The sequence below is a fragment of the Mesoflavibacter sp. SCSIO 43206 genome, assembly GCF_019904215.1.
Lineage (GTDB): Bacteria > Bacteroidota > Bacteroidia > Flavobacteriales > Flavobacteriaceae > Mesoflavibacter > Mesoflavibacter zeaxanthinifaciens.
On record NZ_CP063201.1, the window covers coordinates 249,439 to 263,447 of the forward strand.

At 31.5% G+C, this 14,009-nt stretch carries 17 protein-coding genes; all 17 read left to right on the plus strand.

Features of this window, described 5'->3' with window-relative positions:
* Positions 1-65 precede the first annotated feature (65 nt).
* The 17 genes from INR78_RS01260 (at position 66) to INR78_RS01340 (ending at position 13,909) form a co-directional block, all read left to right on the plus strand.
* Positions 66-506, plus strand: a complete 441-nt coding sequence (locus INR78_RS01260; RefSeq protein ID WP_223077085.1) for a hypothetical protein — start codon at positions 66-68, stop codon at positions 504-506.
* A 155-nt stretch (positions 507-661) separates the two neighbouring features.
* The gene (locus INR78_RS01265) at positions 662-1,351 is read left to right on the plus strand and encodes a hypothetical protein (RefSeq protein ID WP_223077144.1); all 690 of its coding nucleotides are present in this window, start codon (positions 662-664) and stop codon (positions 1,349-1,351) included.
* 152 nt (positions 1,352-1,503) lie between these two features.
* Entirely contained in the window at positions 1,504-1,950 is a 447-nt protein-coding gene (locus INR78_RS01270; protein WP_223077145.1) for a hypothetical protein, read from the plus strand.
* Between the two features lie 162 nt (positions 1,951-2,112).
* Complete coding sequence (locus INR78_RS01275) at positions 2,113-2,757, plus strand: hypothetical protein (protein ID WP_027880564.1); 645 nt, start codon at positions 2,113-2,115, stop codon at positions 2,755-2,757.
* Between the two features lie 682 nt (positions 2,758-3,439).
* Positions 3,440-3,970, plus strand: coding sequence for a hypothetical protein (locus INR78_RS01280; protein ID WP_223077146.1), 531 nt, complete (start codon positions 3,440-3,442; stop codon positions 3,968-3,970).
* 904 nt (positions 3,971-4,874) lie between these two features.
* Entirely contained in the window at positions 4,875-5,528 is a 654-nt protein-coding gene (locus tag INR78_RS01285) for a DUF6000 family protein (protein ID WP_223077147.1), read from the plus strand.
* A gap of 126 nt (positions 5,529-5,654) precedes the next feature.
* Entirely contained in the window at positions 5,655-6,413 is a 759-nt protein-coding gene (locus INR78_RS01290; RefSeq protein ID WP_223077148.1) for a hypothetical protein, read from the plus strand.
* Between the two features lie 147 nt (positions 6,414-6,560).
* Entirely contained in the window at positions 6,561-7,073 is a 513-nt protein-coding gene (locus INR78_RS01295) for a hypothetical protein (RefSeq protein ID WP_223077149.1), read from the plus strand.
* Positions 7,074-7,221: 148 nt separating this feature from the next.
* Positions 7,222-7,791, plus strand: a complete 570-nt coding sequence (locus tag INR78_RS01300; protein ID WP_223077150.1) for a hypothetical protein — start codon at positions 7,222-7,224, stop codon at positions 7,789-7,791.
* Positions 7,792-7,940: 149 nt separating this feature from the next.
* Positions 7,941-8,576, plus strand: coding sequence for a hypothetical protein (locus tag INR78_RS01305; protein WP_223077151.1), 636 nt, complete (start codon positions 7,941-7,943; stop codon positions 8,574-8,576).
* A 152-nt stretch (positions 8,577-8,728) separates the two neighbouring features.
* Positions 8,729-9,583, plus strand: coding sequence for a hypothetical protein (locus INR78_RS01310; RefSeq protein ID WP_223077152.1), 855 nt, complete (start codon positions 8,729-8,731; stop codon positions 9,581-9,583).
* A 156-nt stretch (positions 9,584-9,739) separates the two neighbouring features.
* A complete protein-coding gene (locus INR78_RS01315) occupies positions 9,740-10,123 on the plus strand; it encodes a hypothetical protein (protein ID WP_223077153.1) in 384 nt (127 codons plus the stop codon).
* 841 nt (positions 10,124-10,964) lie between these two features.
* The gene (locus tag INR78_RS01320) at positions 10,965-11,240 is read left to right on the plus strand and encodes a hypothetical protein (RefSeq protein WP_223077154.1); all 276 of its coding nucleotides are present in this window, start codon (positions 10,965-10,967) and stop codon (positions 11,238-11,240) included.
* Complete coding sequence (locus tag INR78_RS01325; RefSeq protein ID WP_223077155.1) at positions 11,237-11,542, plus strand: hypothetical protein; 306 nt, start codon at positions 11,237-11,239, stop codon at positions 11,540-11,542. Before INR78_RS01320 ends, INR78_RS01325 begins: the two co-directional genes overlap by 4 nt.
* A 160-nt stretch (positions 11,543-11,702) precedes the next feature.
* Positions 11,703-12,152 carry a hypothetical protein gene (locus tag INR78_RS01330; protein ID WP_223077156.1) on the plus strand — a complete coding sequence of 150 codons (450 nt, stop codon included), beginning with the start codon at positions 11,703-11,705 and terminating at the stop codon, positions 12,150-12,152.
* Positions 12,153-12,299: 147 nt separating this feature from the next.
* Positions 12,300-12,752: a hypothetical protein gene (locus INR78_RS01335; RefSeq protein WP_223077157.1), complete on the plus strand. Its 453-nt coding sequence runs from the start codon at positions 12,300-12,302 to the stop codon at positions 12,750-12,752.
* A 374-nt stretch (positions 12,753-13,126) separates the two neighbouring features.
* Positions 13,127-13,909, plus strand: coding sequence for a hypothetical protein (locus INR78_RS01340; protein WP_223077158.1), 783 nt, complete (start codon positions 13,127-13,129; stop codon positions 13,907-13,909).
* Positions 13,910-14,009 lie beyond the last annotated feature (100 nt).

Sequence of the window (14,009 nt, forward strand, 5' to 3'; positions counted from 1 at the left end):
CGGAAAATCGTACCGATTTTCCGCAACTGAAATTTATACGCTAACGTTGTGCTTAATGTGAGAAAATGAAACTATCTGACCATAATCTGAATACATTAATGATATTTCTTCAACAAAAGATTGAGGAAAATGCCGAATATGTCGCAAACGAATTGACAAACGGAAATTCAACTGATTTTCTGACTTATCCACCAAATGGAGGACTGACTGAAACCGAAAAATCATCTCTCGGAAAACTTAAAAATGACCCGAATTTAGAAAGTGCTTTACGAAAAATATTAGCGGACAGCTCAGCAGGAGTTTTATTTGAATTACTGAATATCATTGATGGAACTTCTGACCCTGATGAAAATATCGGAAAATGGACTGAAATAAGTTTTGTAGATAAAACAGAAGAAATAGCTGAAAACGCTGAAATTCTTCACGATGAACTTTATTCCAAATATTGGGATTGGAAAAAAATCCGACCGAATAAAAGTTGGAAACTCGATAACTATGAGGAATAAAACACTAAGCACAACAATGTATAACCGCAATTACGGCGGATTCGACTACGTCCGAATCCACTCGGAATTGCTAACGTCTGTGCTAAACCGAAAAATTTGCGTACTTTAACCCGTAAACTGACGGTTATACGAGACCGTTGTACGCAAGCTAAAAGATGAAGAACTTAACAATAATCTTATTTTTTTTAATTGGAATTTCGGCAAATTCTCAAACATTCAACGTAAAAGGAATTCAGAAATATTGTGAAACTGACAGAACAGATAGTCGAGAACGATATTTAAGTGTTTTACAAAATGATAGCGTGATTGTTGAAAACGTAAAAACCAGATTTGGAGAATTTAAAATTAAAGGATTGAAAGAAGGTTTTTACACTTTAAAATTCACCAATATTTTTGGACAAATAGTCAATCAAAAAGTGGAAATTTTAAAAAGTGGAAATCCAATTTCAATTTGTGTTGATACATTTCAAGAAACTAACGAAAAAACTTTGTTTTCGGAATTAAAGAATCAAGATAAACTCATTATCGAATATACTTCATCAGGTTGCTTCCATTTTGACAAAGAACAAATGGAATTCTATTATGAAAAAAATAAATTTATAGCAGAGTTATATATTTCTGAAAAGTTAGTTAAAAGAAAAAAACTAGACTCAAAATCGCTAGAATATCTAATTGAATTTGAAAAAAAAGTAAAACAAATGAAAAACAATATGGGAGGATGTACAACTTCTGACCTTTATGTTTTTAGTTTAAATAATAAAAGTGGATTTTCAGTAAGTGATAGTAGTTGTGATTGGAATGGTTATCGTAAATTGAAAAAAGAGATATTAAATTATAAAAAATAAAGCCAGCGTACAACAATGTATAACCGCAATTACGGCGGATTCGACTGCGTCCGAATCCACTCGGAATTGCTAACGTCAGTGCTTTACCGAAAATCATTAACTTTAATCCCGTAACTGACGGTTATACGAGAACGTTGTAGCAAATTAAAAGAATGAACAGTTCAATCGAAAATGGAGGAAAAACTCATGCAAGATATGCTCACAAGCATTATCCGAAAATAATTGAACTTAAATGTGACAAATGCGAATCTAGAATAATTGCTACTAATCAAAATGTTCCCGACGGAATTGAGCATTTTATGGATATTTCTGATTTTGAAAAAAAATGGAATCTTGTATGTCTGAATTGCACCTTCCGAGCTGAACTAAATTGGGACGAAATGAAAGAATTTGATTTTTGGCTAAAAACGGAAATAAGAAATATAGAATTTTGGTCTTGGAATATTGACCATCTGAATATGATTCTGAAAAAACTCAAAAAAGCAGATTTGAAATCTGACAAATGGGAATTTTTCCAAAGTTATATTCCTAAAGATTGGCTTCTGAAATTTAATAGCGAAAGAGAAATTCGGAAAATAGAAAAGTTAAAAGAAAAATAACTTGCTACAACAACGTGTATAATTCATTACGGCGGAATTTCCTCGCGGAAATTCCAAGCATTTTTGCTATCTTTCGTTCTTAATCGGAAAAATCCGCTGGATTTTCCCGTAACGAAATCATACACAAACACGTTAGCTACAATGCCGAAACAAACTTCATAGATGATATTATTATTTCTGTTTTTAACCTTAATTATAGTTCTGATTTATCCTGTTTTGGCGTGGAATATGTTCAAAGCACTTAAGGCAAAAAACAAACCGAAATTCTATCGACTTTCAGTAATACTCTTAATTCTGATATTGATTCCAGGATTTTTCTGGAAAATATTGCCAGGTTCAAATCTATTTTGGAATCCAATAGAAAAAGCTGAAGAAAGGAATTACAATATCGAATTGACTGGATTTGAATTTAATGAAGGCGACTTGATTTACGAATACGAAACGGAAAGAGATTTTAATGGAGATGGATATTCAATTTGGATTTACAAAATTGACGACCAAACTGCGGAATATTTTAAAAATCCGAAAGAAGAATTCTTTACCAAACATCCAAAAACGGAATTAAGGAATCATTGGGAACCTGAATTTTGGAAAAAAACACCATTTGACAAGCAAGAGAAGAAGTTTTTGGAATTTGCTCATAGCACTCTTGATGATTTGGAATTTGAATTAGAGGACTTACTGTATGAAAATGGGAATTACTATGCGTATGAATATTATATGCATCGTTATGGAGTTGGAAATATTGACTTTTACATACTTTGTCCGAATAGAAAATTGATAGTAAAAATAAACCATAACACGTAAAAAGCACAGTAGCTAACAACGGCTATAATCCATTGCGGCTGAAATTCCTCTCGGAATTTCATTGCAATTTACTATCTTTCGGCTATGGCGGAAAGAATCCTGCGGAATTTTCCGCAACGTATCATAGCCAAAACCGTTGGTTGCAATAGCGGAATTAAAAACTAAACGTGAAAATTATTCGAATTCCGAACTTTGAAAACAGCGGAACTTTGTGTGGAAACTCACTCAAACGGAAACTGAATTTAATACTCGAAACCGAAACGTTGCGCTGAATTAAAATTTAAAACGGAAAAGTGCGTAGAAATTCACTCGTGCGGAATTAAAAACGTGAATTAATCACTTCTACTCTATCGAATTCCAAAAATTACGGAATCAAAACGTGGAATTGAATAGCGAAACGCAAAACAAAACTCTGAGTGAATCTCTTAAAACTGAAATATAACTGCAACCAACATCGTATAAATTCAATTGCGGCTGAATTTCCTGCGGAAATTCATTGCAATTTTCTATCTTTCAGTTTCAATCGGAAAATCGTACCGATTTTCCGCAACTGAAATTTATACGCTAACGTTGGCTGTAATTTAAAAGTCCGTTAACTAAACGAAAATTAGTGTTTACTCATTAAACCTTTTTCACAAAAACTAACTGAATTAAATTGGAATAGAATTTTAAATAGAGAGATTTGAAAAAAACAATACTTCTGACTTTCTTACTCAATTGCGGAATTGGATTCTCGCAGACTATATTTCCATTTTATGAACAAATTGCATTCGACTTTTATCAATCGACAATTATTGATTCCTTTCCTCAAAAGAAGAAAGTAAAAGTCTATCCTTATGTTATGAATTTTCATCCATCGAGAAGTGAATTTTACAATCCGCTTTGTTTAGGAATAAGTTGGAAAAGTAAGAGTGTATTTAAAGAATTGGAATCCTATCTGGAAACGCAACTAAAAATTGACTCTGATAGATTTGAACTTGACTTCTCGAATTTGGACAAAAAGAAATTTAAAATCAAAAAACGCGGAGAAGGAAATTATCCAAGATTAAAAATTACACCACCGAATATCGAAATAAACGGAAAAGAACGGATTTTTGTCAATATTCATATTACAAATGAATACTTATATGAAACATACCATATAGAATTTAATGAAAAGGGAGAAATTATTAATTGGTGCAGAAACTATGACGAAGTTATCCGAACATATTAAAAAACTACAGCCAACAATGTATAACCGCAATTACGGCGGATTCGACTACGTCCGAATCCACTCGGAATTGCTAACGTCAGTACTAAACCGAAAATTAACACATATTAACCCGTAACTGACGGTTATACGAGACCGTTGTAGTACATTTGAGAAAACTGAAATGACAGAAGAAAATATTAAAGAATCTTGGCGGAATTTATTAACACCATTTGTAATAGGACTTATAATTTTTATTGTGTCTATTTTATTCCACAGATTAGGAAGTAAAAGACCAACACCGCAAACAATTAGTCTATTTGGATGTGTTTTCGGAATCGTGTTTATGGTTTTCCCAGGAATAAAAATGTTGAAGTTTAGAAAATATTTGAAAAGTCTAAATGAAAATTAAAAGAGTTTATTTATTGAGCGTAGTAATTGGATATTTGACTTTCATTATGTTTGGAACAATAGAAATGTTCTTTAGTAGCGGATTTTGGGGAAAGGGTTTTGTTTTACTTGTCATTGGTGGAATATTTTACATTCCTATCTACTTAATCAGTAATCTGACTCAATTTCTGTCTTTGAAATATCCGCAGAAAATTGGAATAACATTCTTTTCTTCTGTGGCTATAATCGGAATTATAAGTCTAATAGGAACTCAACTGAATATGATGGATGATTTTTTATGGAAAGTATTTATTCCATCTCAAGTTATAGTCAGCCTAATTGGATTTTTTTACTATAGAAAACTAAATAAATTATGAAATAAAAACGTGCTACAACAACGTGTATAGCTCATTGCGGCTGAATTCCTAATCGGAATTCATTGCAATTTGCTATCTTTCGGTTACGGCGGAAAATCCTTGCGGATTTCCCGCAACGAGCCATACACAAAACCGTTGTACGCAATTTGCCCGAACCGAAAATGAACGAAAACACAAAAAGACAAATCGAATTACATTCTGCTGGGGCAACAGTAAGACACAAAAGTTCATTTGAGGAATTGGTGCATTACTCGAACGGAACAAAACTCGAACCTGATTTTATAAAAAAGTGGTGCGTTCCTTTCTATATGTTTCAGATAAATAATACGAATGAATTTATAGAGAAACTTAAGCCAATAAAAGACGATTTGAACACTGATGTTGTTAAGAACTTACTCGGCGATTTTAATTGGAGAACACGAATTGTCGGAGCGTATTTCTCGACAATAATGGATTTAAAAGAAGTTGAGGATATAATCGGAATTCATCTTTTAAAAAGTCAAGTTTGTTATGCTGGAACAGGATATTGTTTGACTTTAGCTTCTTTCAACACAAAAAATGGAATTGAATATTTAAAAAAATATCTTGATTATTATTTGACACAAAAACATTTACATTTTGACCAAAGAGACGCTATGTCCGCACTAAAATGGACTGACCAACTTAACGGAACAAATGAAATGGAAAAATATTTGGATTTGTACAAAGATTGGGTTTCCGACAAATATGCTCAAAATTTAGAACATTCATTTAAGGGATTTGAATGTCAAATGGAGAGTTTAAATAAAATAAAAACTGCGTACAACAATGTATAACCGCAATTACGGCGGATTCGACTGCGTCCGAATCCACTCGGAATTGCTAACGTCAGTTCTTAACCGAAAATCATTATCTTTAATCCCTTAACTGACGGTTATACGAGACCGTTGCCAGTAATTTGAATGAAACAAACATTATTGCTCATATCAATCTTTTTGACTCTGAATTTATTCGGACAAAAGTCAGATATAGAGAATTTGATTAATCAAGTTACTAAAACCGAAGTCCCTGAAAATTTTGAATACTATTTTTTAGTACCTAAAAGTCTTGAACAAGAAAAAATAGATGATTCATTACAAAATTATCAAATTCGAGAATTAAAAATGGTTGACAAGGACTTTCCAGAAAACTTTATCAATACACAACCAAAGAATGAAACTGTTAACTGGAAAAATTATAATCTGAATGAAGCAAAATTAGTTTCTGACGAATATAATTACAATCACATTTTGTCACCACCAAAAACGAAAAAAATAAAATTTGTCAAATACAACATTGACCAAAAAAAATATGATAGTCTAATCGAAAATAAAGAGCCATATACCTTAATACTAAAAAAGAAATGGTTGTGGAGTAAAAACAGAATTTGGAGAAATAAAAAACTATATGCGGAATTTATTGAAAGTTGGGAAATAGATGATAAAAAAAATCCGGAAGAGACTGTCTATTTTCATTTTTCTAAACCAATATTTTCAGAAAATAAAAAGTATGCAATACTTTCTGTATTTAAAAAAAGACGTTGTAACGGAAATGGATTTACAGGACTTTACAGAAACGACAACGGAATTTGGAAAAAGATAATGGAATTTAATCAAGTGGAATCCAAAACTGTTTCGACACACATAAATTGTGAAGAAATAAAAATGGTTGACTATGAATAAAAAACTACTGGCAACAATGTATAACCGCAATTACGGCGGATTCGACTACGTCCGAATCCACTCGGAATTGCTAACGTCAGTGCTTAACCGAAAATTATTAACTTTAATCCCGTAACTGACGGTTATACGAGACCGTTGTACATAATTATGAAAAACCTTAATCTGAAAAAACATTTCTTTAAAATTGTACTTCTGATTTTCGGAATTTACTTGACGTACGACTACTTTGACAATAGAAAAAAGATAGAAAATCTGAATTACGGAATCAAAGCTAACGAATTGAGAAAATCTTTAAATGTTCCTATTATCGATGAGTATATGACAGCAGAAAATAGACACGGTGAATTTTTCGGAAATAGATGGGAATCGTGCAGAGAAAAACCCAAAGAAAATCAAATACTTCACGCTTGGAAAAATGTAATTCCATCGGAAAATGAAAAATTCATATTGGACGAAGAAATGGACGCATTTCGGATAAAAGAATCTAATGGAAGAATAAGACAATTAAATATTTACTGTAAAATAGTTAATGATTCTATTTTGACTCGAACAGGAAGAACTTTTTATAACACTGACCCAAGAGAGACATTAGAACTGAATGAAAATGGAGTAGATAGCGTCATGAAAAGCTGGAGATTAAATTATCTGATTAAAAAATAACTATGTACAACAACGGCTATAATTCATTGCGGCTGAAATTCCTGTCGGAATTTCATTGCAATTTGCTATCTTTCGGCTATGGCGGAAAGAATCCTGCGGATTTTTCCGCAACGTATCATAGCCAAAACCGTTGTAGCACATTAAAAAAATGAACGTTTTAGAAGAAAATTTAGCGGAATATAAAACTGACTTTCCAAAAAGTTGGTCTTTTCTTTGGTCACCAGAAGAAGCTGAAAGAATTTCTAAAGAACATAAAGACCAAATTCATTTTCTGAATAAAAAAGGAACTGAAATTGTAAAAGAATATCTGAATTCTTCTAAAATGTTAGCTTACTCAACTGGAACTGATTGGAGTCCATTTACGAAAGGATATTTCAAAACCGAAAAGAAGTTTCAAATTACAATGGACTGTGATTCGGAAATAAAAAAATGGCTCTACAATCTCGGAATTCCATTTGATAAGTATGTTTTTGTGGAATCCGACAATTCTGGACAAGCAATAATGTTGACTTGGAAAATGGTAATCAAATATTGGGAAGGAATGTTTTGGGATACTGACTTGACAATATTTGACGGAAGTCTGAATTGGGCATTATTTTATTATCACGAGAGTCAGCTCTTTTTTGGAAAGGACAATGTATTTGACCAAGAAGCGGAATTTGAAAAAAATCTTGAACAAAATAAACTATTGAACGAAATAAAAAGCCGAATAAAATAACGTGCTACAACAATGTATAACCGCAATTACGGCGGATTCGACTGCGTCCGAATCCACTCGGAATTGCTAAAGTCAGTGCTAAACCGAAAATTAACGCATATAAACCCGCAACTGACGGTTATACGAAACCGTTAGGCACAATTAGAAAAATGACCAGATTAATAATATTAGCCATTTTGATTTTAACAAGTTGTAGTTCAAAGGGACAAAACAACTTTGAGGGAATTATAAAGTTCTCAACCGAAATTACAACCACTAAATTAGCACCAGACGGATTTCAAAAACAATTGAATGACAAATATGGTGACAGTTTACTAATGTATTACTCTGCAAACGGAAACTTTCGTAGAATTCATCTGAATAGTGCTGAGTTTGGAGCTGATTCACAATATTATTTCGCGAAAAAAGCTAAACTCTATTTTACTAACAAAAACAGTACTCAAATTGACTCTTTAGACACCAGAGAAAACTCTCTTAAATTATTGAGCAAAGGGAAAACGAAAAATCAAAAAATAATGAATTTAGATTGTGAGTGCTACGAATTCAAATCGATAAGTAAATACAATCAAAATGTGACTTTGAATTATTGCTATAGTTCAGAAAGTCCGAAAATCAATCCTGAATTATATTCTGACCACAATGATTTCTATCTGAATGAATATTATAAGCTTGCCAAAAGACCTTATCTAAAATTCTCTATCGAGACAGAGGAATTTAAGGTAACTTACTTGGCGACTAAATTGACCGAAAAGGAAATTGGAGAAAAAATATTTGAATTAAAATAACTGTGCCTAACAATGGCTATAATTCATTGCTGTTGAATTCCTTATCGGAATTCAACGCAAATTTACTATCTTTCGGCTACAGCGGAAAGAATCCTGCGGATTTTTCCGCAACGTATCATAGCCAAAACCGTTACCCAACATTTGAATAAACCTTGAAATACGTTAATATTTTAATATTGTTTTTAATATTTAGTTGTTCGAATAATAAAACCGAATCGAATAACGCAAAACCTGTTTTACAAAATATTGACACTTTAAGATATTCTTATAACGGATTTAATAATGGTTTACGTCTTGATTTATTAAGTGATGGTCGATTTATAAATGAACATTATTTGTTTAGCTGCTTTGGTGGTGGAGAAAGGAAAAAAGTTTTTGGCACTTATAAAATGGACAGTATGAATCTGACATTGATTCCAGAAAGAGTAGAGTTTTTCGAATATCCAGAAGACATTGTATTAAAGCCTACAATTACAAAAACAAAATACGGAGTCGACTCGCTGAAAATCAAAACTGAATTTCAAGTTATAAATTGGGAAAACAGAAAATACCTTTTTTCAGATTTCTATGATTTCGGTTGGAGTATTGACAAAGAAAATGATTATATAAGGTTTGCGAACTATCTCAATTCAGGATTTGAACCTGAAATGAGCGGAATGTATTTAGTGCATAAATCAAAAGATTCAATTACATCAGAATTCGATTTAAGCCAAATACCAGAAAAATGGCAGAGTTACTTTTTAAAAGAACCCATTTCAGCCAAAATAATAAACATTAAGAAAGTTATTGACCCAAATGATAAAGAAAATATTTCGTGGAAAATAGAATTAGACAAAGGAGAAAATGACCGAATTAACAATAGGCTGACTTTAGAAACGCAAGATGGAGAGTTTTTTATTGAGATAGATTCAGTTTTGACAAACAAAAGTTATGGAACAACTTATATGTACGATTTCACACCACAAAAATTTCCCATAGGAACTGAATTAAGAACAAAATGGAAATAAAAACGTTGGGTAACAATGTATAACCGCAATTACGGCGGATTCGACTGCGTCCGAATCCACTCGCAATTGCTAACGCCAGTTCTTAACCGAAAATCATTATCTTTAATCCCGTAACTGACGGTTATACGAGACCGTTGTGCATAAGTTGGAAAAATCGTGAGAAAATTTAAAATATTATTATTTATCGGACTATTGTTTTCGTGCAACACAGAGAAAACGGAATACGGAAATGCGGAATTATCTCAAAAAATACATCTGACTGAAATTAGTAGTGTTTTCAAAAACTCGACTGAATTTAATAATGATACTCTGAAAATATCTGGCGAATTGCATCTTGATTTGGAAAATAAAGGAATTTATGCCGAATCTGATAAAATATGGCTAAACTCTTTCAAACCAGCAACGGAATTAGATAGTGTGTGGAAAAGAATGAATGGAAAGAAAGTTGAGATAATCGGACTTTATAAAAGCGGAAAAACTGGTCATTTAGGATTATACAACGGACAGTTTACTGAAATATATTATATCAAAACGAAATAAAACCTATGCACAACAATGTATAAATTCAATTGCGGCTGAATTTCCTACGGAAATTCATTGCAATTTTCTATCTTTTCAGTCTCAATCGGAAAATCGTAACCGATTTTCCGCAACTGAAATTTATACGCTAACGTTAGCAAACAGCTGAAAATGATCTACCCAAAAATTATAATCGGAGTTGGAATCTTAATCGGAATTATTCTTTTTAAGAAAGCTAAACCGAAATTTTTAGCCGGAATTTTAGCTGGACTAATTGTTAGTTTTATTCTGTACTTTATCGAAAATGAACTCCTAAAAAACATTTCGTTTATCAGTTTCGGAATTTTGAGCTTGATATTCGTAATTTATAGTGGAATAAAAAGAAAATGGCTGAATTTGATTATAGGACTTTTTGCTTTTGTTTCGTTTTTCTCGAATCTAAATCACTATCCTTATGCGACTGTACTGAAATTATTAATGATAATTCCAATTGCATGTTTCATACTGACTTTGAGAAAAAAAGAAAAATATGAAAACGAATTATCAATTTTGATAATATTCTTAGCCTATTCGTTAAGCGAGTTTATTAAGCTGACTGAACAATGGATAAACTGAAAAAAGCCGATTTGCTAACAATGTATAAATTCAATTGCGGCTGAATTTCCTACGGAAATTCATTGCAATTTTCTATCTTTCAGTTTCAATCGGAAAATCGTACCGATTTTCCGCAACTGAAATTTATACGCTAACGTTGTACGCAAGTTGACCAATGAAACGTAAAAAGAAAATAACAATCGGAATTGGAATCTTAATTGTTGGAATTTTATTCTGGCAATTTGGACTTTTTAACCGATTTAATTATTTGACTGCAAAGATTGACGGTTGGAGAAATTCTGCAAGAATTGTAACAACTGAACCACCTTTGCATCCTTGCGGAGTTCCGTGTATTGGACTGAAAGAAGAGTATGGATTTCACGAACATTATACAAGCTGTAGTCAAACTGGACCAACTATTCGCGGAATTCAAGCTTATAACGCAGAAATTGAAAAGTATCTGAATAAAAGAAACGGAAAAAACTGGCGTGAAAAATATCAATCGGAAATGGACTTATTGATAAAAAATAATAGATTGGAATGAAATTTAGTATCCTTAAGAATTTTATCTTTTTCTTCTTAATTGTAGTTATTGTTAGTTGCAAAGATTATTACAATGATACAATAGAATGGGCTGACAATATTGAGGCTGAATTAAACATAACCGAAGTTCAAAAACAACAACCTAAATTCATTGAAGTTGATTGGAATAATCCTCTAACGGTTTCTGACAACGAAAAATGGTATTTAATTACAGAGATTAAAGGAAATAGAGATATTTTGAATATGTCTCACTTTTTAGTTTTTAAGAATGGAAAATATAAATACAGAGAATCGAAAAAATAAAAACCTGCGTACAACAATGTATAACCGCAATTACGGCGGATTCGACTACGTCCGAATCCACTCGGAATTGCTAACGTCAGTGCTAAACCGAAAATAAACGCTAATTTAACCCGTAACTGACGGTTATACGAGACCGTTAGCACAAATTAGAAAACCAACTATGGGAATATTTGACATCTTTAAGAAAAAACCAAAGTTTGTAGATGACTTATTTGGAGAATTAGGATATACAACGTTTAAAGATTCTTCAAAAAACTTTTATGATGGAGAAGTGAAATTCCAAGGAAAAGAAATTGGAATTAATATAGATGCGGACGAAAACGGACCAACGATTGAACAGAAAGAGTTTTTTAAAAAATTGGATAATGAATATTCTGAAATTAAGGAAAACATAATTCTTCCGTTTTTAAGAAAAGAATTAGAAGATAATATAGAAGATTCTGGAATCGAAAATTTTGATTCCGAATTTGAATTTGACGGAATCTCAATCGGAAAAATAAAAAATGAGAAAACTGAATGGTCTATAACATATGATTCAAAACCAATGAGACATTATGTTTCAATTGACTTTATTGGAATGAAACCTGAACATATGACAATTGACGGATAATAACTTGTGCTAACACCGTGTATAATTAATTGCTTTGGTCGTTGTTTATTTGGAAAATTCCTTCGGAATTTTCTCGCGTTCGTTTTTGTTTACTAAATTAGTTGCTTAAACACGCAACTAACCATACACAAACACGTTGTAACACATATGAAAAAAAACTATCAAAAAATATTATTTGTACTTGGAATTCCTTTCATCTTATTTATTATCCTTGTATTTGTTGGACTTAATAAAACTAAAAACGATGTGGAATACTATAAATCAATCGGACTTAAATTAAATGGAAAAATTGAAGCTGTTGAAAAATTGAGATATGGACACGATTACGGAGTCATAACAATAGATTTGAATTACTCGAATATAAATGAGTATGATAAAAGAAATGAACTTAAACGTTATTTAGGAGTTATAAAAAATGGAAAAGCTGATTTAGTATTTAATTCCATAGGTTCTGTAAAAAAAGGAGATTCAATCGTAATTGACATCCAAAATTATAAAGTTTTTAGAAGTGGAAAGTTAATTAGAGAAAATATTATCGGAATGCCATCTGATTATATTTTTACACCGTTTAATGAAATTAAGAGTAAGATAAACCTATAATATGCAAATTACTGACCCGAAGAAGTTACTCGTTATTTTTGGAATATTTTTGATTATTGGATTATATATTTCAATCTTTATTGCATTTAATCAATTAATCATTAACAAATACATTGTATTAGTTTTTGGAATTTCCATCAGTTATTTTGGAGCCAAAGGAATTTATAAAACTATTGGAAATTCAAAACGAAAAAATGAGTAAATACGTGTTACAACAATGTATAACCGCAATTACGGCGGATTCGACTACGTCCGAATCCACTCGGAATTGCTAACGTCAGTTCTTAACCGAAAAACATTATCTTTAATCCCGTAACTGACGGTTATACGAGACCGTTGTGCATAATTTCCGAAACGATTCAGAATATTTACAAATGAAAAGAAATTACTTAATAAAATGCCTTTTTGCATTAATCATTTTTAATTCTTGTAATGAGAATGTGAAAAATAATTCAATAGATTTAGAATCTAAAAAAGTTAGTACAGAAAATAGTGTCCGAGAATTTAAAGATAGTTTAAATCTTTTCTTGGAATTTTATAAAGGAATGAATAAGTGGGAAGTCGAAAAAATTCATCAGAACAATATTGAGAAAGGAATAATTACTAAAGAACAATATTTCGACAACTCAACTAACACTCAAAATAAACGTAGCGTTTTTGTTATTGCAAATAAAGATTCAGAATTTAAAGCAGATTTGTCTTATCCAAACTCATTCTATTTCGAAAATCAAGAACTAAAGTTTATAACACTCGGAATCGACAGTAATCAACCGAAAAAAGTATTGTCAGTTAACGAACTGAAAAAAGAAATTATAAATAACAAGACAAAGCTTAATCAATTGTTAAATATCTTTTCGAAAAAATATGGTAACTACCAAAAAGTTAATACATCTATGACAAGTGCTCTATTGGAAGTTGCTATTGATAAAATAGATAAGGACAATAGAAAATCTATTAGAGAGCTAACAAAAGAATTTCAACCTTTATATCGTTTTAGAAAAGACAATAAAATTGTTCAAATTTATTATGCGAGTCCTGAGCTTTCAAATTTTGGAATTAACATTGGATATTCATTAGCATCTGAATTAGACAAGTTAGAACAAGAAAAATTGAATAAAAAAAATAAGAACATAAAACTGACAGACGAAAATATATAAAAACTATGCACAACAATGGCTATAATTCATTGCGGTTGAATTCCTAATCGGAATTCAACGCATATTTGCTATCTTTCGGCTACGGCGGAAAGAATCCTGC

Excerpts from the sequence above, each read along its gene's own strand:
- INR78_RS01260 (WP_223077085.1), top strand. The coding sequence starts at position 66 with ATGAAACTATCTGACCATAATCTGAATACATTAATGATATTTCTTCAA.
- INR78_RS01290 (WP_223077148.1), top strand. The coding sequence starts at position 5,655 with ATGAAACAAACATTATTGCTCATATCAATCTTTTTGACTCTGAATTTA.
- INR78_RS01340 (WP_223077158.1), top strand. The coding sequence starts at position 13,127 with ATGAAAAGAAATTACTTAATAAAATGCCTTTTTGCATTAATCATTTTT.
- INR78_RS01275 (WP_027880564.1), top strand. The coding sequence starts at position 2,113 with ATGATATTATTATTTCTGTTTTTAACCTTAATTATAGTTCTGATTTAT.
- INR78_RS01270 (WP_223077145.1), top strand. The coding sequence starts at position 1,504 with ATGAACAGTTCAATCGAAAATGGAGGAAAAACTCATGCAAGATATGCT.
- INR78_RS01305 (WP_223077151.1), top strand. The coding sequence starts at position 7,941 with ATGACCAGATTAATAATATTAGCCATTTTGATTTTAACAAGTTGTAGT.
- INR78_RS01285 (WP_223077147.1), top strand. The coding sequence starts at position 4,875 with ATGAACGAAAACACAAAAAGACAAATCGAATTACATTCTGCTGGGGCA.
- INR78_RS01330 (WP_223077156.1), top strand. The coding sequence starts at position 11,703 with ATGGGAATATTTGACATCTTTAAGAAAAAACCAAAGTTTGTAGATGAC.
- INR78_RS01335 (WP_223077157.1), top strand. The coding sequence starts at position 12,300 with ATGAAAAAAAACTATCAAAAAATATTATTTGTACTTGGAATTCCTTTC.
- INR78_RS01300 (WP_223077150.1), top strand. The coding sequence starts at position 7,222 with ATGAACGTTTTAGAAGAAAATTTAGCGGAATATAAAACTGACTTTCCA.
- INR78_RS01265 (WP_223077144.1), top strand. The coding sequence starts at position 662 with ATGAAGAACTTAACAATAATCTTATTTTTTTTAATTGGAATTTCGGCA.
- INR78_RS01325 (WP_223077155.1), top strand. The coding sequence starts at position 11,237 with ATGAAATTTAGTATCCTTAAGAATTTTATCTTTTTCTTCTTAATTGTA.
- INR78_RS01295 (WP_223077149.1), top strand. The coding sequence starts at position 6,561 with ATGAAAAACCTTAATCTGAAAAAACATTTCTTTAAAATTGTACTTCTG.